At 61.4% G+C, this 23,458-nt stretch carries 18 protein-coding genes and 1 pseudogene; 7 read left to right on the top strand and 12 right to left on the bottom strand.

The features are described from left to right. Positions 1-88: 88 nt before the first annotated feature. From IAE77_RS02765 to IAE77_RS02795, 7 genes are all read right to left on the bottom strand, one after another. A complete protein-coding gene (locus IAE77_RS02765) occupies positions 89-1,525 on the bottom strand; it encodes a DUF1501 domain-containing protein (RefSeq protein WP_345780956.1) in 1,437 nt (478 codons plus the stop codon). Between the two features lie 70 nt (positions 1,526-1,595). Next, positions 1,596-2,936, bottom strand: a complete 1,341-nt coding sequence (xseA, locus tag IAE77_RS02770) for an exodeoxyribonuclease VII large subunit (RefSeq protein ID WP_294221460.1) — start codon at positions 2,934-2,936, stop codon at positions 1,596-1,598. Between the two features lie 42 nt (positions 2,937-2,978). After that, complete coding sequence (locus IAE77_RS02775) at positions 2,979-3,791, bottom strand: hypothetical protein (protein WP_294221464.1); 813 nt, start codon at positions 3,789-3,791, stop codon at positions 2,979-2,981. Between the two features lie 177 nt (positions 3,792-3,968). Beyond that, positions 3,969-6,431, bottom strand: a complete 2,463-nt coding sequence (locus IAE77_RS02780) for a glycogen/starch/alpha-glucan phosphorylase (protein WP_294221467.1) — start codon at positions 6,429-6,431, stop codon at positions 3,969-3,971. Between the two features lie 24 nt (positions 6,432-6,455). After that, positions 6,456-7,235: a 16S rRNA (cytidine(1402)-2'-O)-methyltransferase gene (gene rsmI / locus IAE77_RS02785; RefSeq protein ID WP_294221470.1), complete on the bottom strand. Its 780-nt coding sequence runs from the start codon at positions 7,233-7,235 to the stop codon at positions 6,456-6,458. A 3-nt stretch (positions 7,236-7,238) separates the two neighbouring features. Next, positions 7,239-7,748, bottom strand: a complete 510-nt coding sequence (gene lptE / locus IAE77_RS02790; protein ID WP_294221472.1) for an LPS assembly lipoprotein LptE — start codon at positions 7,746-7,748, stop codon at positions 7,239-7,241. A gap of 58 nt (positions 7,749-7,806) precedes the next feature. Beyond that, complete coding sequence (locus IAE77_RS02795) at positions 7,807-9,156, bottom strand: tetratricopeptide repeat protein (RefSeq protein WP_294221475.1); 1,350 nt, start codon at positions 9,154-9,156, stop codon at positions 7,807-7,809. Positions 9,157-9,266: 110 nt separating this feature from the next. Here IAE77_RS02795 and IAE77_RS02800 point away from each other — a divergent pair, with 110 nt between their 5' ends. Continuing rightward, the gene (locus IAE77_RS02800; protein ID WP_294221479.1) at positions 9,267-10,187 is read left to right on the top strand and encodes an alpha/beta hydrolase; all 921 of its coding nucleotides are present in this window, start codon (positions 9,267-9,269) and stop codon (positions 10,185-10,187) included. 36 nt (positions 10,188-10,223) lie between these two features. Continuing rightward, positions 10,224-11,516 (top strand): annotated as a pseudogene (locus tag IAE77_RS02805) (glutamate-5-semialdehyde dehydrogenase); the annotation flags it as partial. A 61-nt stretch (positions 11,517-11,577) separates the two neighbouring features. On the opposite strand, the gene IAE77_RS02810 reads toward IAE77_RS02805, so the two are convergent. Then, on the bottom strand, positions 11,578-12,702 hold the full coding sequence (locus tag IAE77_RS02810; protein ID WP_294221481.1) for an Ldh family oxidoreductase: 1,125 nt from the start codon (positions 12,700-12,702) through the stop codon (positions 11,578-11,580). A gap of 70 nt (positions 12,703-12,772) precedes the next feature. Beyond that, positions 12,773-13,123, bottom strand: a complete 351-nt coding sequence (locus IAE77_RS02815) for a hypothetical protein (protein ID WP_294221482.1) — start codon at positions 13,121-13,123, stop codon at positions 12,773-12,775. Positions 13,124-13,379: 256 nt separating this feature from the next. Between IAE77_RS02815 and IAE77_RS02820 the strand changes: the two genes are divergently transcribed. The 4 genes from IAE77_RS02820 to IAE77_RS02835 are packed head-to-tail and all read left to right on the top strand — an operon-like array spanning position 13,380 to position 18,357. Next, positions 13,380-16,430, top strand: coding sequence for a DUF3604 domain-containing protein (locus IAE77_RS02820; RefSeq protein ID WP_294221484.1), 3,051 nt, complete (start codon positions 13,380-13,382; stop codon positions 16,428-16,430). A 45-nt stretch (positions 16,431-16,475) separates the two neighbouring features. Further along, entirely contained in the window at positions 16,476-17,180 is a 705-nt protein-coding gene (locus IAE77_RS02825; RefSeq protein ID WP_294221487.1) for a Uma2 family endonuclease, read from the top strand. 26 nt (positions 17,181-17,206) lie between these two features. After that, on the top strand, positions 17,207-17,656 hold the full coding sequence (locus IAE77_RS02830) for a hypothetical protein (RefSeq protein WP_294221490.1): 450 nt from the start codon (positions 17,207-17,209) through the stop codon (positions 17,654-17,656). Further along, complete coding sequence (locus tag IAE77_RS02835) at positions 17,653-18,357, top strand: hypothetical protein (protein WP_294221493.1); 705 nt, start codon at positions 17,653-17,655, stop codon at positions 18,355-18,357. Before IAE77_RS02830 ends, IAE77_RS02835 begins: the two co-directional genes overlap by 4 nt. On the opposite strand, the gene IAE77_RS02840 is transcribed toward IAE77_RS02835, so the two are convergent. From IAE77_RS02840 to IAE77_RS02850, 3 genes are all read right to left on the bottom strand, one after another. Next, entirely contained in the window at positions 18,305-19,192 is an 888-nt protein-coding gene (locus IAE77_RS02840) for an MBL fold metallo-hydrolase (RefSeq protein ID WP_294221505.1), read from the bottom strand. The two genes, IAE77_RS02835 and IAE77_RS02840, sit on opposite strands and share 53 nt — an antisense overlap. A 72-nt stretch (positions 19,193-19,264) precedes the next feature. Further along, positions 19,265-20,191, bottom strand: a complete 927-nt coding sequence (locus tag IAE77_RS02845; protein WP_294221496.1) for a thiamine pyrophosphate-dependent enzyme — start codon at positions 20,189-20,191, stop codon at positions 19,265-19,267. Positions 20,192-20,237: 46 nt separating this feature from the next. Further along, positions 20,238-22,037: a 2-oxoacid:acceptor oxidoreductase subunit alpha gene (locus tag IAE77_RS02850; protein ID WP_294221499.1), complete on the bottom strand. Its 1,800-nt coding sequence runs from the start codon at positions 22,035-22,037 to the stop codon at positions 20,238-20,240. Between the two features lie 187 nt (positions 22,038-22,224). Between IAE77_RS02850 and IAE77_RS02855 the strand changes: the two genes are divergently transcribed. Then, the coding region (locus IAE77_RS02855; protein ID WP_294221502.1) for a DEAD/DEAH box helicase at positions 22,225-23,458 on the top strand (1,234 nt) is incomplete at its 3' end.

Here is a 23,458-nt window from a genome sequence, read left to right on the forward strand (position 1 = left end):
AAACATCCCCGTCATGCCCTCAGCCTTTCCGCAGCATTACAAGCGTGTAAGGTTCGCCCCGGCCGTCACCGGGGGTGCCGCTCCCGCATCACGCCAGAATCTCGGACACCACGCGTGCCTGCGGATTCTCCACCAGCACCTGGTCCGTGCCGTTGCGCTTGTAGCTCAGCTTCTTCGGATCGAGCCCGAAGAGGTGCAGCAGCGTGGCGTGGTAATCGTAGTGATTGACCACATCCTTGACCGCGTGGTGGCCAAACTCGTCCGTCTCGCCGTGCATGTGGCCGCCTTTGAAGCCTCCACCCGCCACCCACATGCTGAATCCATACGTGTTGTGGTCCCGTCCCACCGTTTTCCGGTCCTTGGCACCGGCCCGGTTCTGGATCACTGGCAGGCGGCCCATCTCGCCGCCCCAATGCACGATCGTCGTGTCGAGCAGTCCACGCTGCTTCAAATCGGTGACGAGCGCCGCAGCGCCCTGATCGACATACAAGCAGGTGGCCGGCAGGCTCGTGAGAATGCTGGAGTGATGATCCCAGGTCTGGTTCCCCGTGAAGAGCGACACAAAACGCACCCCACGCTCCACCAGACGCCGCGCGATCAGGCAGCGCGTGCCAAACTCCGCCGTCGCCGGGTTGTCGATCCCGTAGAGCTTCTTTGTGGCCTCACTCTCCTTCGAAATGTCCAGCGCCTCCTTCGCGGCGGTCTGCATGCGTGCGGCGAGTTCAAAACTCTGAATTCGCGCCTCCAGGTCTGACTCTCCCGGCCTCGCCTCAAGGTGCTCACGATTGATCCGCTGCACAAAATTCAGATAGCGTGCCTGCGCGTCGCCCTTCAGGCTCAGAGGTGCGTCGAGATTCGGAATGCGTGGCTCTTTCGGCCGGATGACGGTGCCTTGGTAGAGGGAGGGCAGCCAGCCATTGCTCCAGTTGTCCACGCCCAGCACCGGAACACCGCGTGGGTCGGTGAGCGCCACGTAGGCGGGCAGATCCTGGTTCTCCGCACCCAGGCCGTACGTGACCCAGGAGCCCAGCGTGGGCCGCCCGCCCGTCACCTGGCCGTTCATCAGCGCGTAGATGCTCTGACCGTGATTGTTCACGCCGGTGTGCATCGAGCGGATCAGCGTCACGTCATCCACGATGCGGGAGAAATGCGGCAGCAGCGTGCTCACATCCATGCCACACTGGCCGTGCTTGCCGAATTTCCACTGCGGGCCCATCACCTCGCGGCTGGCACCGGCGGCGTCATCGTATTTGACCTCGCCCGGGAATTCCTTGCCATCCAGCCTCATGAGCTCGGGTTTCGGATCGAACAGATCCATGTGGCTCGGCCCGCCCTGCATGAACATCGAGATCATCGCCTTCGCCTGGCCGAACCGATGCGGCTGCTTCGGCTTCAAATCAAAATGCTGCGCCGCCGCCTGCTCGGAAGTCGCCAGCAGCCCCTGCTCCTGCAGCAGCGTGGCCAGGGCGATGCCGCCGATGCCGTAGGCGGAGCGGTTCAAGATGGAGCGGCGCGTGTGGAGCATCCTTGTTCTACGTGGGAAACGCATGGGCTCTAACCAGGTTGTTCGACGTTCCGGCCGCCTGTGGCGCGTGCTATTTGGCAACACTGCGTACCGTGCCTTTGGCGAGGCGCGTGATGAGCTCCGCCCCCCCTTCGACCGCCGCCGCATCTGTGAGCACGCGGCCTTCGGTATTCGTGGTGTAGGAGAAGCCGCGGGCGAGGACGGATTCGGGGCCGATGTGCTTCAACAGCTCTCCGCGTGACTCCAGGCGATCCGCCAGGCGATCCAGGCGATGCACGAGCCCCTGCCGGAGTCTTTGTGCGAGGTTTTCGCTACGATGCACGGCCTCGGCGAGCTGCACACGCGGGTGATGCGCGGCAAGAACGTGCTGCTTTTGCATTAGATCATCGGCCAACGACTGCAATCGCTCGCGAATGGCATCACGGAGCCGTGATTCGGCTTCGTCGGTGCTTTGCTCGGCTTGTTGGAGCAGACGATCAGGAGCGTGAAGCAGCGGTCCTTTGGCCGTGAGTTCAATCACGTGCTGATGATGGTCGAGCATCGTGTTGACTCTCATCTTCAGCGTGCGGGCGATGCTTTCGAAATGCCGCAGCAGCTCACCGATGTCCGGCGCGAGCAATTCAGCGGCCGCGCTCGGTGTCGGTGCGCGCAAGTCGGCGACAAAGTCAGCGATGGTAAAGTCGATTTCATGACCGACGGCGGAGATGATGGGAATCGGGCACGTCGCGATGGCACGGGCGAGCACTTCTTCATTGAAGCACCACAGATCCTCCAGACTGCCGCCGCCACGACCGACGACGATGGTGTCCGGTGCCGGCAGGCCGAAGTTTCCGGCATCACCGAGCACTTCCAGCGCACGGACGATCTCGCGCTCGGCCCCCTGTCCCTGCACGCGCACGGGAAACACGAGCACGCGCACCCAGGGCGCTCGGCGTGTGAGGATGTTCAGCATGTCGCGGATCGCCGCGCCGGTGGGCGAGGTGACGAGGGCCACCACAGCGGGGAAACGCGGGATGGGCTGCTTGCGCTCGTCGTCAAAGAGGCCTTCGGCGTAGAGTTTGCGCTTCAGCGCCTCAAACTGCTCCTGCAGCGAGCCTTTGCCCTTCGCCTGCACCTGTTTGACGACCATCTGATACTGGCCGCGCGGCTCATAAACGCTGATCTCGCCATGCACCTGCACGAGAGCGCCATCTTGAAGGCGAACGTTCGTGCGCGCCGTAGCTCCACGAAACATCACGCAGGAAAGCTGCGCCCCAGCATCCTTCAGCGTGAAATACTGGTGTCCGGAGCTTTGCAGGCGGTGGTTGCTGATCTCACCCTCCACCCACACGCTGCCGATGTGGCCCTCCAGCACGTCGCGGATTTCGCGCGTGAGTTCGGTGACGGACAGGGTTTCAGCGTCTTCGGGCATGACGCCCCGATGTGACACAGAAGCGAGCAATGTCCAGCCGCCTCAAAACACCAGCCGCCAGACCCAGCCAAGGATGCCGGTGGCGACCGACCACCAGCAGCGCAGCACTTCGCCCAATCCGAGTCCCGGCGCCGGAGAGGCGGCAAGGAAGAGGGCGATGAGAAGGAAGGCGTTGATGAGAAAGATGAGCATCATCGAGAAGAACTCGCCGTTGCGTTTGAGATCCCCCTGCTCGGCGATCACCGTTTTGACCGTGTAGGTGGCATGGAAGCACCAAGTGAGACCGATCAGGGCATAGAGGAATCGCAGGGGCTTCAGATGCACCGTCCATTTCCACAGCGAAACCGCGTGCGCCTCTTGCATGTCCAGCGCCAGCCCGGCGATGCCGAAGGCGAGCATGATGAGCAGCGTGTAAAACGGGATGAGGTAAGGCGCGAGCGTGATCCAGGTGTTCGACTTGTCCGTCTCGACATAGCCGCCGGCGGCGCTGACCTTCCAGTCAAAGATGCGGCCGCCAAACATGCGGGCCGTGAAAAGGTGGCTCAGTTCGTGACCCAACACGTAGAGTGTCACCGGCCGGACACCAGCCAGGTAGGCGATCCCCCAGACGACGCCGCCAAAGGTGAAGAAGACAAATTCCTCGGAGCGGAGGAAATCCATCCGAGTGACGGCCCGCCAGAGCATCACGATGAGCGTCACGGCGGTCACCAGACAGGCCGGCGCGAGCAAAACGCCCCCGATCCAACGCTTCCACAGCAGCAGGGCGCGATCCCGCTGGACGTCCCGGCGGTTGTTGATGCCAGCCGGGCGGCTGCGGGTCTCGTGAAGGTGTCGTCGGCGGTTTGCGGAGGACATGGGAATTCCGGCTTTATTTAACCTTTGTTAAACATCTTCACAATTTAAATGTTAATATGTTAACAAGCCGGTGAATACTACGATCATCCTCCAAAGCGCAGCGGAACGACAATCCGGCGCAACAATGCGCCGCCCCGCCCGGGAAGGCAGCACATGCGATTTCAGCAGCCGGCTACATCAAACGCCGACCTGCGGCAACTTCCAGACCTTCTCGGCGTATTCGAGGATGGTGCGGTCACTGCTGAACTTGCCAACGCGGGCGGTGTTGTGGATGGCCATCTTCTGCCAGCGTGGCTGGTCGCGGTAGGCTTTGTCCACGGCGGACTGGCAGGCTGAGTACCCGTCATAGTCTGCCATGACCAGGAACGGGTCACCATGGGAGAGGAGACTGTCACGCAGAGGCTTGAACTCATCCTGGCTGCCGGTGAAGTAGTCGGATGCCAGCCAGTCGAGGCTGAGACGCAGTTCCTCACTGCCCCAGTAGTAATCCCACGGATTGTAACCTTTCGCGTAAAGCTCTGTCACCTCTTCCACGGTGAGGCCAAAGATGAAGATGTTGTCCGGACCTACCTCCTCCAGGATTTCGACGTTCGCACCATCGAGCGTGCCGATGGTGAGCGCACCGTTGAGCGCCAGCTTCATGTTGCCCGTTCCGGATGCCTCCTTGCCAGCAGTGGAGATCTGCTCGCTCAGATCAGCGGCGGGAATGATCTTTTCCGCGAGGCTGACACCGTAGTTCGGAATGTAGATGACCTTCAGCTTGCCATCCACTCTCGGGTCGTGGTTCACCTTGGCGGCGACGGCGTTGATCGCATGAATGATGTTCTTGGCGAGGAAGTAGCCCGGAGCGGCCTTGGCACCGAAGACAAACACGCGGGGTGCCATGTCGATGTTCGGGTTCTCAAGAATCCGGCGATACAGCGTGACAATGTGGAGCAGATTCAGATGCTGGCGCTTGTATTCATGAAGGCGTTTGATCTGCACATCGAACAACGCGTCCGGACTCACGCAAACACCGCAGCTGTCCTGGATGATCTTTGCCAGATGCACCTTGTGACCGCGCTTGATGGCTTGAAATTTCTCACGGAATGAGGAGTCATCCGCGAAACGATCCAGTTCGCGCAGCTTCGACGAGTCCTTGAGCCATCCGCCGCCAATGCTTTCCGTGATGAGCGAGGAAAGCTGTGGATTGCAGACATCCAGCCAGCGACGGAACGTCACGCCATTCGTGACGTTGAGAAAACGATCTGGATACAGCTCGAAGAACTCAGGAAAGAGACGCTCACAAAGCAGACGTGTGTGAAGCGCGGCCACCCCGTTCGTGGCATGACCACCAAGGACCGACAGATGCGCCATGCGAACCCGCTTCCCTCCACCCTCCTCAATGAGAGAAAGCGCACGCTTTTTCTCCGCGTCTCCCGGCCAGCGGGATTCGACGTCCCCCATGAGAAAGCGATGGTTGATCTCATAGATGATCTGCAGGTGGCGTGGCAGCACCCGCTCAAACAGTGCGGTGCTCCACGTCTCAAGAGCCTCAGGAAGCAACGTGTGGTTGGTGTAGGAGAAGGTCTTCTGGCAGATGTCCCAGGCGTGCGTCCACTCCAGATTCTCCTCGTCCACCAGGATGCGCATCAGTTCAGGAATGGCGACCGCTGGATGGGTGTCATTGAGCTGGATGGCTGCTTTGGAGGGAAATTCGCTCCAGGGCAGGCTGTAGCCGCCTTTGAACCGGCGCACGATGTCTGCCAGTGAACAGGCGACGAAGAAATACTGCTGAACGAGGCGCAATTCCTTGCCGGATTCGGTCGCGTCGTTCGGATAAAGCACTTTCGACACCGTTTCGGCGATCGCCTTCTCACGCAGGGCATCGACATAGCTGCCTTCGTTGAAGACTTTGAAGTTGAAGTCCTCGTCCGCCTGCGCCTGCCAGAGTCGGAGCACGTTCACCGTGTTGCTGTCGTAGCCGACGATGGGAATGTCCCATGGGAGGCCGAGAAGGCATTTCGTCTCGACCCATTCGTGATGCGGCTGGCCAAACTCATCGAACTTCTGGATGACCCGGCCATAAAGATGAACCGTCTGGCGATAGGAGGGACGAGCGATCTTCCACGGACTGCCGTCGCGCATCCACGCGTCAGGGTGTTCCACCTGCCTGCCATTGATGAACTCCTGGCGGAACAGGCCGAACTCGTAATGAATGCCGTAGCCGATGGCAGGAAGGTCCAAAGTGCTGAGAGAATCCATGAAGCAGGCGGCAAGCCGGCCCAAACCGCCATTTCCAAGGCCCATGTCCGGCTCCTTCTGCAACAGCCCGTCCAGGTCCTTGCCCATCTCCGAGAGCGCCTGCTTGGTGGCGTCGTAAATGCCGGCATTGCGCAGGTTGTTCTCCAGCAGGCGGCCCATCAGATACTCCAGGGAGAGGTAATGCACGCGGCGCACGCCCTGGGAGCGGTGCTGGCGGCGCGACTGGGTGGCACGCTCCATGACTCGGTCACGGACCGCGAGCGATGTGGCGACATACCAGTCATTCTCGCTCGCCGTTTCGACGTAGGCACCCAGCGTGAAGCGCAGATGATTCGTGATCGAAAGCTTGAGACTATCGGGAGTGTTGAGGACGGCGCAATTGACAGGAGTTTCCATGCAGGCGGTTTGAGCAAAAAGGTTTTACCAGACGAGCCACTTGGGCGGGTCGTTCGGAGCAATGAGAAGAGTGATTTCGCCTTTGGGCGGCTTGGTTTGAAAATGGGAAAGCAGGATGCTTGCCGTGCCACGACGGAATTCCTCGAATTTTTTCGTCAACTCCCGGGCAACGACCACGCGACGCTCGGGCGCAGCTTCGGCAAGAATCGCCAGCGTATCAATGAGGCGAAATGGACTTTCGAAATAAAGGCTGGTGCAGTCGCGCTGTAGCGCCGTTGTCAGTTCGGTCGTGCGTGCTCCCTTTTTATGAGGGAGAAATCCACCGAAATAGAAAGGCGTCGTGGGCAAGCCTGAAGCGGCGAGCGCGGTGAGGACAGCGCTTGGGCCCGGAATGCCCTCCACATGCAATCCGGCCGTCACCGTGGCCCCCACCAGCCGCTGGCCAGGGTCCGAAACGGTGGGCATGCCGGCGTCCGAGATCAGTGCCACCGAGCCACCCTGCCGCATGTGGTCGAGCAACTGCGGAATCCGATGCGCCTCATTGTGTTCGTTCAGGCTGATGAGCCGGGCGCGGATGTCATGATGCTTCAGCAACATGCCGGAGTGACGGGTATCCTCGCAAGCCACCAAATCGGCACTGCGAAGGGTATCAATCGCCCGCAGGGTGATGTCCCGCATGTTTCCGATCGGCGTGGCCACCAGATGCAGGCCGGCCACAAGCCTGCCTGCTGGCATCACGGGCTCAAAAACTTCTTCCTCTCCGCCTTCAGTCGGCTCTGCGGGGGAATCCTGCTCAGGCAGCATGGGTTACCATCCCTCGGAAATCTGGTCTGCCAGGTCGTAGGCCAGCCTTTGCGCTGCGTCTTCCAGCAATTGAGTGTCGGAAAGCTGCAGGTTGGAATCCAGGATGATGTATGAGTTCGCCGAGGCTCCGCCGTTGTGAAGCACCGTGCCGGAGGCACTGTCGCGAATCACAAACGAGCTGCCAATGGTCGCCTGAATCTGTGACGAGCGCAGGATGTTGGTGCGGTCTGAACGGAATTGCGTGCGATCGATCTGGCGGATGTCCCCTTCAAGCACGGCGTCAGCCTCGCCCTTGGACACAATCTGATAGGAGCCGTGGTTCTGGAGCTGCTTGATCACAGCGTTGGTCACCAAAACGGCCAGACGTGGTTCGAGGGTCTGGTTTTTGAACGTCGGCACCGCCAGCTTCGTGACGTTGCGCAGGTGTGCGGGCTTCTGAGCGCCCAAGGTGTAACCAGCGCAGCCTGTGAGCAACAAGCAAGCGGGGACCAGCAGATAGAGAAGCTTCTTCATCCAGGGAGAATTGAGACGTGTCGGGCCAGAATGGCGTGCTGCCATGACCACGCAAGAATTAAGACGCGGGCTTCACCGCCGGAGGCGGCGGCACCGGCAGGGTGTTGCCGGAAGACGGCGGCGGCGGAATGGTCGGCATCGTTCCCGGATTCGGCGGCACCGGAAGCAGCGCTGGCTTTTCGGTCTCTGGCACGGGCGGCAGCAGCGAGCCAGCCCCTGGCGTCGTGGCTCCAGGGCGCAATGGGAGAGTCGGCTCCTGCAATGGGATCGGCATGAAGCCCTCATCGCCCGTGCGCATCTTCGGCTTCTGGCTCAGACGCGTGAGTTCCGGCGCGATGGGGCCGACATAATCGTCTCGCGCCTTCAGATTCTGCGCCGTGAGAGCTGTGTAGTCCTGTCCGGGGCCCTTGCGGGCATTCGCCACGCCTTCAGGATCATTCGCGGCGAGTTCAGCGAGGAGCTCGCGAGCCTCGGCCGAGACTTCCGGAGAGCCAAACTTCAGCGCTTCGTTCAGATAAATCGCCGCCGCGGCGGTCTTGCCGATGCGCTTGTAAAACTTCGCCACAGTGAGGGACTGGTTGGCCTCGGCCGAGTTCACCTGGCGGAGGATCATCTCCGTCTCCTGCTTGCGCTCACCGGCGGGATTGGAGGCAATGTAGGTGCGGAGGGCGTCACGGGCAGCGAGGAGGTTCGACGCGTCCTCGCTCCGCTGGGCGGCGATGTTGCTGATCGATCCGATGCGGAATTGCGCTTCCGAGGCCTGGGAAGTGCCGGGATAGTTCTCCACCACTTTCTGATAAGCAGCGACGGCCTTTTCCTTCTCCTTCATATCCTGCTGAATCTCCGCGATGCTGAACTGTGCCAATGGCGCATACTTGCCGAAAGGTGCGTTCTTGATGATCTGCTCGTAGAATTCGATGATTTCGGAGCTGTTCATCTTCATCGGGATCAACAAAAGCCGGGACTGCTTCCGGCCGCCTTTCGCCTCCTCGGCGATCTCAAACTGCTTCTCCACGGCGTCATTGAAACGCGGGCTTTCGCGATAGTTCACGATCAGTTGCTGGAAGGCCTCGAACGCGTCATCCATCTTGCCCGTGTGGCGGATGATCAGGGCGTTTTGGAAGGCTGCCTCGGCCCCGCTGGGCGTGAAGGGATACTTCTTCACCACGGTCTGGTAGAGAGACTGCGCACGGCCGGTCTTCCCGGCGTTATGCGCCGATTGCGCCTCAGCCAGCAGGGCCGCAGCCTCTTGCTCCTGCGCAGCACGTTCGTTGGCCGTGGGAACGACTTTGTCTTTTTTGCCGCCGAAAATGAAGTCCAGCAGGGCAAACGACGGCGTCGTCAGCGACAGGAACGAGGCGGCAAATGCCATGGCCAGCGGCAGGCGGGCGGAAAGGGGGGCGATCATCGGGCGGATACTATGTTCTTGTTAACGAACCGTCAAGGTTGCAACACGCCCCTTTCGAGCCGCCCGCAGCGTTGTTGTATTGATCGGCAATTGCGTCTAAGACGCCTCCCATGCGCCTGACTCTTTGCCTCGCAGCCCTGTTCCCACTTCTGGCCCAATGTCAGAAGGCTGCCGAACTGCCCGCAGGCGTCAAAAAACTGGCCGACATCGACTACGTCGGGGCAGGAAACGAGCGCCAGACGCTTGATCTCTACCTCCCTGACGCAAAATCCGCCACGCCTCGCCCCATCGTTGTCTTCATCCACGGAGGCGGCTGGGAACACGGCAGCAAGGACGATGTCGGCGGGCTGTTCGGCCTGCTCAAAGACTCGCCCTTTGCCGGAGTCAGCCTCAACTATCGACTCACTGACCAGGCCACCTGGCCGGCGCAGATTCACGACTGCAAAGCCGCCATCCGCTGGCTCCGAGCCCACGCCTCGGAACACAACCTCGATCCGGCCAAAATCGCCGTCTTCGGCATCTCCGCAGGCGGTCATCTGGCCAGCATGCTCGGCGTCACGGGTGACATTCGTGAGCTCGAAGGCACCCACGGCCAGCACACGGATCAAAGCAGCCGCGTCACCTGCGTCCTCGACTTCTGCGGCCCGTCGAACTTTCACACCTTCGCTGGTGAAGGCACCATCATCGACGTCAACGACCCCAAAACGGGCCTCTCCAAGCTTCTCGGCGGCACCATCCGCGAAAAACCCGAACTCGCCCGCGAGGCGTCACCCGTCACCCACATCACTGGTGACGATGCCCCGTTCCTCATCATCCACGGCAGCAAGGACAACATCGTCCGCCACGCCCAGGCCGTGGAATTTGACTCGGCGCTCAAAAAGGCCGGGGTCCCTGCAACCCTCATCACCGGTGAAAACGGCGGCCACATCTTCTTCAGCCACCCGCTCTTCCGCCGCATGCGCGACTTCCTCGACCGCCACCTCCTCGGCAAAGACGTCCGCATCCCCGCCGGCACCGTTCCTTCAGAATAGAGCGCCGTTCCGTTTGCAAGCCACCCCGGAACGGCGAACAGAGCACTGCGAACCAATTCCATGACCGACTCCGAAATCCAGTCCGCCATCCTCGACATGGGCCGCCGCGCCCGTGCCGCCTCCTACGCCCTCGTCAAACTCACCACGTCGCAGAAAAACGCCATCCTTGTCGCCATGGCCGACGAAATCATGGCGCGGCAGGATTCCATCCTCGCCGCGAACGCCCTCGACCTCGCCCGCGCGGAGCAAAATGGCCTCAGCAAGGCCATGATCGACCGCCTCACCCTCGATCCGAAGCGGTTGAAGGCCATCTCCGAGGCCGTGCGTGAAGTCGCCGCCCTGCCTGATCCGGTGGGCGAGTTGCTGAGCGAGTGGAGCCGTCCGAACGGCCTCCATATTCGCAAAGTCCGCGTTCCCATCGGTGTCATCGGCATCATTTTCGAATCACGCCCGAACGTCACCACCGACGCCGCCTCCCTCTGCTTCAAAACCGGCAACGCCACCATCCTGCGCGGCGGTTCCGAGGCCATCGACAGCAATCGAGCCCTCGCCGCCGCCCTCCAGGCCGGTGGCGAACGCGCCGGCCTCCCGCCCGACAGCATCCAGCTCATCCCCTTCACCGACCGTTCCAGCGTGGAGCACATGGCGAAGATGGATCAATACCTCGACCTCATCATTCCCCGTGGGGGCAAAGGCTTGATCGAAAAAGTCGTCGCCACGGCCCGCATGCCCGTCATCAAGCACTACGACGGTGTCTGCCACGTCTATGTCCATGCCGATGCCGATCTCGACATGGCCGCGAACATCATCGTCAACGCCAAGTGCCAGAAGCCCGGCGTCTGCAACGCCCTCGAAACCATCCTTGTCCATCGCGACATCGCCGCGTCGTTCTATCCGCTCATCGGCAAACGTCTGGCCGAGGCCAAAGTCGAAGTGCGTGGTGATGCAGCCGCCCTGCATCACCTCGGCGTGCCCGCCAAAGCCGCCACCGAGGAGGATTGGAGCACCGAGTATCTCGATCTCATCCTCTCAGCCAAGACCGTCATCGATGTGGAGGAAGCCATCGCCCACATCAACCGCTACGGTTCGCACCACACCGACAGCATCATCACCTCCAACCGCGCCACGGCTGAACGTTTCCAGCACGAAGTCGATAGCGCCGTCGTGCTCCACAATGCCAGCACCCGCTTCAACGACGGCGGAGAATTCGGCTTCGGCGCGGAGATCGGCATTTCCACCGACAAACTACACGCCCGGGGGCCCATGGGCCTGGCCGAGTTGTGCAGTTACAAGTACCTGGTGGATGGCACTGGCCAGATCCGCGGTTGAACCAGCGCAACTGGGCGGGGTGGCTGACCCCGCCACCCTTTGCCTCAACGACCGTCCACGATTACGGGACCTCGTAGGTCTGCAAAGCGGCGACGTCGAAACGCTGGGCACCGACTTCGTCCGCGATCTCATTGAGCGCCTCAACTTCGGCTGTCGAGAACAGCAAACCGCCCGCCTTGGCCGTGTGGGCGGCATTCTGCGCCTCCGGCTGGCCGGGAAGCATGCAGTTTTCGTTCCCGTGACCGAGGATGTCATCGATCACCGCCTTCACGTTCTGTGAAAAGCTCCGGCCATTGGAGAACAGGCCTGTGCTGATCGCATCGGGATGAATCACCTGGAAATAGAAGCTGCTCGTGCGCTTCTCACCAGCCGGAAACGGCTGCGCTTTAATGTCAGGATGCGCACCGCCGCCACGCAGCGTCGGCAGACCGCCGCCGATCATGCCGCCCATCACTTCGATGAGCAGCGACAGGCCATAACCCTTGTGAGCACCAAACGGCAGCAACCACGCCGCCTCATTCGCATCCGTCGTCGGCTTGCCTTCCTTGTCCACCGCCGCGCCCGGAGGCAGCGGTTTACCTTCGCGCTTCAGTTGCTGCACACGTCCCATCGCCACGGTGGAGGTGGCCCAGTCGATCACGATCGGGAAACCGCAGGCATCCTGAGTCGGCAGGCCCCAGGAGTGCGGATTGGTGCCAAGCACGGGGAATTTGCCGCCAAACGGCACCACCTCGCCCAGCGTGGAGGTGCAGTTCGTGTAGGCGATGTAGCCTTTCTTGGCCGCGTCCATCACGTAACCGCCGCCCCAGAGGTAGTGGAAGGCATTGTCCACGCTCACCTGGCCGATGCCATACTTGTCCGCCAGCTCCATGCAGCGCTCCATCGCCCGGAAGGCCACGCTCTGGCCGAGCTTGAGCTTGCCATCCCACGCCTCGCTCGCCGCGAAAGGCTTTTTGATCACTTCGATCTCAGCGCCCGGCTTGCAGCCGCCCGTGGCGCTGCCGAAAAGATGATCCAGGTGCAGTGCCTTGATCGCATTGTGCGTGCGGATGCCGTGCGCGCTGGCCATTTCGCAAAACCGCGCTCCATCCTCGGCCTCCGCCTTCGTGTAGCCGCGATGTTGGTAGGCAGCACGGACGAGTTCGTTGTGGGCTTCGGTGGGGACGATGTGGTAGGTGGTCGGCATGGTGCGCGGATGATGGAGCATCCCGCGCATCGCGCAAGAATCAGAAACAAAGAAGGCGGGATCAATCAGCTCACTTGCCCTTGAAGACGTCGTGGCAGGCCTTGCAGTTGTTGGCCTTCTTGAATTCGCTCAATCCGCTGGCGTCCTTGGCCTGCACCTTCTTCAGCGCGGCCACCATGGCCTTGCACTTGTCCACCCAGGCCGCCTTGTCGCCCTTCGGCGGTGTGGCGGCGCAGATGGCCTGCACGCACTTGATCAGGCTTTCGATCTCGGCGTCGCTGGCTTCGCCTTTGCCGACTTTCTTGGACAGGGCGTCCTCGGGTTTGAAATTCTTCTTCATGGCTCCCTTGATCACGTCATCTGCGGAGGCAGAGGCAAGGCCGATGGCGAGGCAAAGGAGGGTAAGCGCAGTCTTCTTCATGGATATGATGGTATGGGGTGTGTGGTGTTTGTAAGGTGCCGTAGCGCGCACAGCGGTGGAAAAACGCATTTTCCGCTGCGCATTTACCAATAAACGCCTCCGCCACGCCAGACTAAAGTGAGCCCGCCACCGCTTTTCCCTCGGCCAGTTCACCACAGCCGCACGCGTGCGGACCGGACAGGCCATTGACGAACTATCTTCTTCCCAACTCTCGGCGAGATCGGCACAATCGTCCCGTTCAACACGCCCTCCAGCCATGAAACGACTCCTGCTCCCGTTCCTCCTGTCCATCGGCCTTGCGTCGGCCGCTGATGTCGAACTCCTGATCCATCTCGGCCTCGGCGACACTGAATCCACCGTCTGGGATGGCTCTGTCAGCGTGACGCCCGGCTCCGTGCGTGAGATCAGTGGTTATCGCTTCGAGCAGAAAGACGTCGTCGAAGGCAAAACAGCCTGGAAGGCCTCCACCCGCACACCCCAGGGCGCGGTGAAGCCGCGTGGCAACAATCCAAAGAAGCTCGGCATGGCCCGCCAGCTCGGCCCCATCTTCGAAAACGGTGTGTTTGTGAAGCTGCAGGGCGTCACGCCGGACAGCGTCGTGGAACTCACGACCGCCCCCGGCAAGGTCAGCTTCAAAATCGGTGATTTGAAACGTGGTGAGGCCCTTCCGCTCATGAATGGTCGTGTTTCGGTCCAGGAGACGGCCTTCACCCTCCGCCGTCTCTCTCCGGAACGCACGGATGACGACTTCCCTGCCCTGGCAGCCGGGCCGGAGGGTGCCTTCCTCGTTTATCAGAGCTTCACGCCCGGCATCGACCGTGATGAACGCGCGAAATCCTGGCCCACCGAGCCGGAGGACCTGTCTTTTCTCAACAAACCCGCGGGTGGCGATCAACTCTGGCTCCACGCGCGCAAAGGCACCTCCTGGACCGAAGAACGCATCCCAGTCACTGAAAACGGACGCGACATCTACAAGTCGGCCGTGACGCTCGATGGCAAGGACGGTGCCTGGATCGTGTGGAGCGAGCGTGTGGATGGGAACTTCGACCTCTTCGCACGGCACTTCACCGGCGGAAAACTCGCGGAGGTGATGAAGCTCACCGACTCGAAAGGCAATGACCTCTGCCCTGTGGCCGCCACCGCGGCCGATGGCAGTGTCATGGTGGCGTGGATGGCTGCGCAGACGGAGTTCTTCGCGATTCAGACGCGCACGCTCAAAGACGGCCAGTGGGGCGAAACGAAGACCATCTCCGCGAACGCGGGCAATTGCTGGAATCCGGCCATCGCCGCGCACGAGAATCGTTTCGCCATCGCATGGGACACCTATGCGAAGGGCGATTACGACATCTGGATGAGCTTCAGCGATGGCAAACCGATGCCCATCGCCACCACGAGCGACTACGAGGCCCGCGCATCCGTGACCTTCGACAAAACGGGTGCCCTTTGGATCGCGTTTGAAAAGAGCGGACCGACCTGGGGCAAGGACTGGGGCGCTTACGACAGCAATGACGGCATCGGCTTATACAAGAGCCGCTCCATCGGCCTCGTGGTCGTCAAAGACGGTCAGCTCATGGAACCCGCCGGCAAGGTGGCCGACGCACTGCCCGGGGCGGTCGCAAAAGGCCGTGGCAAAGGCAAAAAGAAGGCCGCTGCAGACGAACAGGCTCCAGCTCCGCCCAAAAATCCCGAGGAAGCCGATGGCGTGGCCTTCCTCCAGCCCGCCGAACGGCGCGGAGCCCCAGGCGCGCACGCCGAAGCCACCGGCCCGCAGACCTACAACAACCTCGGCCGCCTGCACTGCGATGCCGAGGGCCGCATCTGGCTCATCGCCCGCACACGCTGGAACAGCTTCCGCGGACCCGTGGGCAGCACCTGGGGCAGCGTGGCGGCTTACCTCGATGGTGACACCTGGGTGGGACCCATCACCATTCCGCACAGCGACAATCTCCTGTACAATCTGCCCGCCGTCGCGTCGGGACCCAAGAGCCTCTTCATCGCCCACAGCAGCGATCATCGCATGGATCGCATGGCCGAATTCAACCGCGCCAAACGTCCCGGAGGCAAAGGCGGCAACGCCGCGCTCGACGCCAGCAAGGATCCCTTCGACAACGATGTCTATTTCAGCCGCCTCACCATGACCGGGGAGGTCAAACCGGCCGCTTTGAAGCCGCTGAGCGTCATTCCAGACGCCGATGCACCGCAGAGCAAGCGCACGCAGGCCGAACGCGCCGAAGTCGCGGCCATTCGCGGCTATCGTGCCGATGTCGCAGGCAAGCCCCTTCAAATCGTGCGCGGTGAATTCCATCGCCACACGGAGATCAGCGGCGACGGCGGCGGTGACGGACCGCTGGAGGACATGTGGCGCTATGCCATCGACGCTGCCTACATGGACTGGCTCGGCAATGGCGACCACGACAACGGCAACGGCCGCGAATACACCTGGTGGCTCACGCAGAAGACCACAGATGCCTTCATGCTGCCCGGACACTTCACACCGATGTTCAGCTACGAGCGCAGCGTGAGCTATCCCGAAGGCCATCGCAATGTCGTCTTCGCCCACCGCGGCGTGCGCACCCTGCCGCGCCTGCCGATCAGCGACCGCCGCGTGCACGAGCCCGCGCAGGACACAAACATGCTCTACAAATACTTGAAGCTCTTCGACGGCGTGTGCGCCAGCCACACCAGCGTCGGCACCATGGGCACCGACTGGCGCAACTGGGGCGGCGAGGTCGAGCCGATGGTCGAGATTTACCAAGGTGCCCGCCAGAACTACGAATACCCCGGCTGTCCGCGCTGCCCCACAGAGAACGACGCCATCGGCGGCTGGGAACCTGGCGGCTGGATCTGCGACGCCTTCGCCAAAGGCTACAAATTCAGCTTCCAGAGCAGTAGCGACCACGGCAGCACCCACATCAGCTATGCCATGGTTTATGCCGAGGATTCCAGCCGCGAGGCCATCCTCAAAGCCATGAAGCAACGTCACACCTACGGTGCCACGGACAACATCATCGCCGACTCCCGCTGCAAAGCTGCTGACGGCACCGAGCGCATGATGGGCGACGAATTCACCGTGAAAGGCGCACCCATGATCACTCTCAAGCTCACCGGCACCAGGCCCTTCGAAAAAGTCACGCTTATCAAAGACAACGTCGAGATTCCGATGGACGCTCCCAAAGAAAAAACCGTGAGCCTGAGCTGGACCGACCCGAAGCCCGAAAAAGGCAAGACCAGCTACTACTACTTCCGCGGCGAACAAACCAACGGCGAGCTTGTCTGGGTGTCGCCGATGTGGATTAAGTCGGAATGACGAAACGCAGGTGACGACGCGACAGCGGCGTGATATGAGTTCCCCATGATCTCCACCCGCCGAGGCCCTGCCCGCCGCCGCACGACCACCGTGGCACCGCCGTTGTTGCAGAACGGCGACCACCTCGGTGCCGCAGAGTTTTTGCGTCGATACTCGGCCATGCCCGAAGTGAAAAAAGCAGAGCTCATCAACGGAATCGTTTATATGGCATCCCCCGTTCGCGCGAAACAACACGGCATCCCGGACAGCATCATGCAGGTCTGGCTTGGCACCTATGCAGCACACACGCCCGGCACGTGCGTTGCCGCCAACTCCACCGTGCGCTTTGACGCCGACAATGTGCCGCAGCCGGATGCGCTGCTCATGATCGAGCGCGGCGGCCGGGCACGCATCGGCAAGGATGGCTACATCCATGGGGCACCGGAGTTGATCGTCGAGATCGCGGCCAGCAGCGCTTCGCTGGATCTCAACGACAAGCTGCATGCCTACCGGCGTGCGGGTGTGCTCGAATACATCGTGTGGCGTCCTGAAGAGAAAGCCTGTGGCTGGTTCGTGCTGGAGGACGACAACTTCATCCAACTGCGTCCTGACAAGAGCCACCTGCTTCGCAGCCAGGCCTTTCCTGGTCTCGTGCTCGACATGAAGGCCCTGGTGGCTAAGAACGCTGCTGGAGTGCTCGCGGCACTAAACAAGTCCACAGGCAAAGCGGCGCACAAAAACTTCGTGTCCCGCCTGGCGAAACAGGGATGAGAGAGTGTAGCCCATCAACCCTTCGGTTGAGGTGGCTGCTCGCCGGCCTGGATGGAGCGTTGTTTGGCTGGATTTTGTTCGTCATTTACATTGCCGCGCTGAATCTGAACCAGGCGGCCGAATTCTTCTGGCATCCAAGACCTGCCAACCTGCTTCCCCGCTTGACGATCTGGGTTCAAAATGCCATGCCGGATGAACGGTGGGCATTGCTGACCTGCTGGGTATCCTCCAGCATTGGCTTCGGATTGATCAGCCAAGCTTCAAATGAAGCGCTTTCAGGCCGGGTGTTCCGATGGGTCATGAGCGCGGGCATGACCATACTCCTGGCACTTTCGATTCCGATCATGGCCCAATTCAAAAACCTTAGCGGAGGCCCTGACTCCATCGTTTGGGATGAAGTTCTCTTCGCGGCTCTCGGCCTATGCATGCTGATCTGCGGAATCATGCGTGCTCGTAGTGCTTGCGCTCCGTCATGATCAGGCTCCAACCATCTACGATCATATTTTTGGTGCTTGGAATTGCCCGCATCGTGCTAAGCCATCCCGCCGACCAAAGCGAGATGCGGATGCGACCTGCGCCCCATCAATTGGAGGGACGGTTCACGTTCAACATCCTGACGCTGACGCGATTTGTCGGGATGGATGTGGATGGTGATGGGAAGCTCAGCATGGCGGAGTTGGACGGGGCACAACCGGTAATCGCTGAGTATCTGAACTCGCACATCCGGCTGGACATCAACCAGCAAAAGGCGTCTTGGGGCACGAAAGTGAAGTTTGACTACCTGTGGCCGAACGCGGGCGTGACGCCGTCGATGACGGAGATCGAATATGCGGCGCGAAATGTGGATGTGACGTTCACGGTGCCGGTGGCGGGCCGGTTGCTGGAGGACTTCTGGATCGCGTTCGAGATTTTCGAGCAGACCGGTCCGCTGCAAACGATCCGTGGGATGTATGAGCAGGAAGGAAAGGTGCTGGAGGTGTCTTTCAACTTCCAGGAACCGGAGTACACCTACGACACGGGCTTTGCGGAGGATCCGTTCGAGCAGGAAGCCGAGAAGAAGGCGGTGATGGCACCGGAGCCAGTGAAATGGCCTGCCTGGCTGCTGATTCCAGCCGTCGTGGCGCTCATCGTCCTTTTTCGCAGTATAACCGCACGCCGTCGGCGCACATCGAGGTGACGTTGGCGCCCTCACCCTTGCGCCAGAGTTCCTCGCTGACACCGGCCTTCGTTGCGATCTCGTGCTCCGCCAGCGCATAGCGGCGGCGGTTTTCTTCGACGCTGATGCCAGCACGGAAGTCGGCGGCAACGCGTTCGTAAACTTCGTTCACGCGCTGACGATAGGTCGTGAGATGCCACTGCACATCGTCCACGCGGCCAAAGTGCGTGAGATAGAGCGCCTTGAAGTTTGCGGCGAGCAGGCGGTCGATGGATTGCGAATAAGCCACCGGATCAAACTGTGGCGGCGCGGAGGTGACGGAAAGGTAGCGGCTGTTTTCGAGGCGCATGCCCGCCACGTCGCCAGTGAAGCAGGCATCGTCAATGATGAAGGCGTGATGATGCCGTGCATGGCCGGGTGTGTCCCAGGCGATGATTTCCACCTCGCCAAACTTCACGCGTTCGTTGTCCTGAAGGCTCACCACGTGCTCGGCAGGCGCGGGCAGCATCTCGCCCCACAACGCGTCCATTTGGTCGCCATAGACCATGCGGGCGCTCTCCATGAGTTTTGAAGGGTCGATCAGGTGACGTGCGGCGTTGGGATGGCAGTAGATGGTGGCACCGTTCTGCGCGAACCAGCCTGCTGCTCCGGCGTGGTCGAGATGAATGTGAGTGACGAAGACCTTCTTGATCGCTGACTCATCGACGCCAGCGGCACGAATCGCCTCACGCAGCGTTTTCAGTGTCGATCCGGGGCCGGTTTCGATCAGGGCGAACTCGCCGTCACTTTCGACAAGATAGGATGCAATGAGGCCAGGAATGCCAATGAAGCGGAGATCGAGCGTGTGAATGCGCATCAAGATGGAAAGCCGACGAAACGTCGGCTTTCCACAGTTTTGTTGATCGTTCTGCGCTGCTCGCAGACAGTGTTACCGCATCGCCTCGAAGCGTTTGCGCAGAATGTCTTTCTGCGAGACACCGCCAAGCTTGGACTGCGTATCGTCGATCCACTTCTGCTCGAGGGCGTTTTTGGTGGGGCGATTGACTTGGTAATAGACGCCGAATTTGCCGGGGGCGAGGTAGTCGGCGAGTTTGAAGGCGGCGACATCATCGGTGACATCGTGCTGCGTTTCGTCGATGAGCTCGTAGGTGCCGCCTTTGCGAGGGGTGCTGTCATCAAAGGCGCCGGGATAGAACATGACGCACTCGCTGAGGCACTCGACGACGCTGAAGCCGTCGTGGTTGATGGCGCGGGTGAAGATTTCCTCCATGTGCTTCACCTGCGCGGCGTGCGTGCGGGCGATGAAGGTGGCACCGCTGGCGAGGAGCTGCTTCATCGGGTTGATCGGACGGTCGATGGCGCCGGTGGGGTCAGTCTTCGATTTGCGGCCGATGGGCGTGGTGGGGCTCGTCTGGTTCTTCGTGAGGCCATAGACGAAGTTGTCCATGATGATGTAGGTGAGCTTCACGTTCTTGCGGGCGGCGTGGTTGAGGTGGTTGCCGCCGATGGAGAAACCGTCGCCGTCACCGCCGAAGACGAAGACATGCACGTCCGGACGGCTCAGCGAAACGCCGGTGGCGAGAGGCAGCGCACGGCCGTGGATGAAGTGCAGGCTGTGCGTGTTCATGAAGTAGGGAAAGCGCGAGGAGCAGCCGATGCCGGCGACGACGACGATCTTTTCCTGCGGGATGTTCAGCTTCTCGAGCACGCGGTAAAACATGGCGAGCACGGCGAAGTCACCGCAGCCCGGGCACCACGTCGGGTGATCGGCGGTGAGCGCTTTTTTGGTGAGTTTTTCGACGACGGGAGCGGCAGCGGCGGCTGGAGCTTCAGGTGTGGCGACGGCGGTGGACATGACGTGGTTGGAAAAAAGGTTGGTTGAGAAACGAAGATGAAAACGATCAGGCTTGGCCGGCGGCGAGGTGTTTTTCGACACCGGTGACGATCTCGCGCACGCGGAAGGCGAGCCCGTCGGTCTTGCAGACGCTCTTGATCTTCGGATCGGCATACTTCGCGCGCAGCAGCATGGCGAGCTGGCCGTGGCCGTAGGCTCCGAAGTCGTTCATTTCGACGCAGACGACGTTTTTGAAACCGGCGAGCACGCCGTCGAGTTTGTTCGGCAGCGGGTGCAGGTGACGGATGTTCGCGGCGCTGACTTTGTGGCCTTCGCTGCGGAGACGGTCGCAGGCTTCCTTCGCGGGGCCCCAGGCACTGCCCCAGGCGATGATGAGCGCGTCGCCGGTGGCGTCGCCGTGCACTTCGGGCGCGGGGAATTCAGCGGCGGCATCGAGCAGCTTCTGACGACGCTTGTTGGTCATCTGCTGGTGCATCTTCGCGTTGCCGGAAGGATGGCCCCACTCGTCGTGCTCGAGGCCGGAGATGTGCGGATACTTGCCGCCGGCCATCTTCGTGCCGGGAGGGGCATGCTGCGTGGTTTTGTCCAAAGGATAGGGCTTCCAGTCGGCATCGCGCGGCGTCTGATCGAGCGTCGGCTCGACCCAGTGCTTGTCGAGATCCGGCTCCTCAAAGGCCTCGATGCGGCTGCTGAGCGCCTGGTCGCTGAGGATGATGACGGGGCTGGAGTATTTGCGGGCGATGCGTCCGGCTTCGAGGGCGATGTAGAAGCAATCCTCGACATCTTTGGGCGCGAGCACAAAGCGCGGCGTGTCGCCGTGGCTGCCGTAAATGGCCTGCATGAGATCGCTTTGCTCCACGCTCGTCGGCAGGCCGGTGGAAGGGCCGCCGCGCTGCACATTGACGACGATGAGCGGCAACTCGGCCATGCTGGCGTAGCCGAGCGCTTCCATCTTCAGCGACAAACCGGGGCCGCTGCTGCCAGTCATGCTCAGGTGGCCCGCGAAGGCCTCGCCGATGGCCATGCTGACGGCGGCGAGCTCGTCCTCGGCCTGCACAAAGATGCCGCCATACTTCGGCAGTTCGCTGCGCAGTGTTTCCATGATGGAGGACCACGGCGTGATCGGATACGCCGCGCCGTAGCGCACACCGGCAGCGAGAAGACCAAGCGAGAGCATCTGATTGCCGTCCGTGGAGATGCGGTGGCCGGAATCGGCCTCGCCCGGAGCCAGCGCGAATTTTTCGATGTCGCCGATCTGATACGCGTAGCCCGCATCGAAGGCCAGCAGCGCATTGCGCAGCACGGATTCGTCTTTTTTGCCGAACTGACGGCTGATGATGCCAACGAGCTTCTCCTTGTCCAAATTGAACACGGAAACGATCAGGCCGAGCACGAACATGTTCTTGCCGCGATCCTTTGCGCTGCCGCCGATGGCCTCCACGGTCGCCGCAGTGAAGGGAATGCCGATGTGGAAGACGCCCTTCTCATGCTTGATCTCCTTCACCTCGGCGCTGTCATAGAGGCAGATGCCGCCCTGGCGCAGCGCATTGAAATGGCCGTCATAGCTGTGCTGGTAGAAAGCGACGAGCACGTCCGCCTCATCACCCGCCGTGAGCACTTCGCCTGAGCCGAGATGCACCTGGAAAATCGAAGGACCGCCGCTGATCGTCGCCGGGATCGTCATGTAGGTCATCACTTCCTGCGCCGTGCGGCCCGCGAGGCGGGCGAGGAAGCCGCCGATGGACTGGATACCGTCCTGCGAATTTCCGGCGAAGCGGATGACGGCGTTACGGAGGGTCTTCTTGGAATCAGACGACGACGGAGCGGAGGCTGTGGCTGTTGACATGGTTGGACGCGGATGCTTGTGACCCGCTGGGTTGGTGGGTGACAGAAACGGCATTCTATGAGGGCTTTTGCAAATCGTCCATGTCGGCGAACGGCTTTTTTAGGCGAGGTCCCCGGAAGATCAAAGACCTTGCTATCTTCCCCATTGGTGGGACTATGGCCGCCCTCAAATCCCCGGGGGACCGTTTATGAGCACGCACACCTTCCCCGAACTGGGCATCGCCCCGGAGCTTCTTGAGGCCGTCAAATCTCTCGGATTCGAGCAGCCCTCGCCCATCCAGGCCCAGGCCATTCCTGTGGCATTGACGGGTCGCGACGTGGTCGGTCAAAGCCACACCGGCAGCGGCAAGACGATGGCGTTTGGCATTCCCGTCGTGCAGGGCGTCGATGGCACAAAGCGCCACGTGCAGGCCTTGATCCTCTGCCCTACCCGCGAGCTGGCGATGCAGGTCTGCGCGGAGATTCACAAGCTGGCCACATTCAAGGAAGGCGTCCGTGCCACGCCTGTTTACGGCGGTGCCTCGTATGACCGCCAGATTCGTGCCTTGCAGAGCGGCTCGCAGATCGTCGTCGGCACGCCGGGACGCATCCTCGACTTCATGGAGCGCGGTCTGTTGAAGGTCGATGCTCTCAAGAGCCTCGTGTTCGACGAAGCCGACGAAATGCTCGACATGGGTTTCGCCGAGGACATCGACCGCCTCATGGCCGCCGTGCCGAAGGACCGCCAGACGATCTTCTTCAGCGCCACCTTCGAGCCACGCATCCGCCGCCTCGTCGAAAACTACACCAGCAACGCCGCCACGATCACGATCGAGCAGAAGGCGCTCACCGTGCCGACGATCGAACAGCGTTACTACGAAGTACACGGCCGCTCGAAGCTGGAAGTGCTCTGCCGCGTCCTCGACATCGAGGCGCCCCGTCTGGCCATCGTGTTTGCGAACACCAAACGCGCCGTCGATGACGCCACCGATGCGCTCGTGGCCCGTGGCTACGCCGCCGACCGCCTGCATGGCGACATCAACCAGATCATGCGCGAGCGCGTGATGCGCAACTTCCGCAGCGGCACCATCGAGGTGCTCGTCGCCACCGACGTCGCCGCCCGCGGCCTCGACGTGAACGACATCGACCTCATCATCAATCTGGAGCTGCCATACGACGCCGAGGACTACGTCCACCGCATCGGCCGCACCGGTCGTGCAGGTCGCAAGGGCAAGGCGGTCAGTCTCGTCGCCGGACGTGAGATTTATCTCATGCAGCGCATCCAGCGTTTCATCAACACGCGCATCGAGCGCGCCAGGGTGCCGTCGCAGGAGGAAGTCGAGGCCACGCTCGTCGATCAGGCCTTTGAGAAAGTGAAGGCTGTGCTCGAAAGCGGCGAATACACCTCCCACGAGCACAGCATCCAGCGCCTGAGCGCCCTGG

It is taken from the genome of Prosthecobacter sp. (genome assembly GCF_014879935.1).
GTDB lineage: Bacteria > Verrucomicrobiota > Verrucomicrobiia > Verrucomicrobiales > Verrucomicrobiaceae > Prosthecobacter.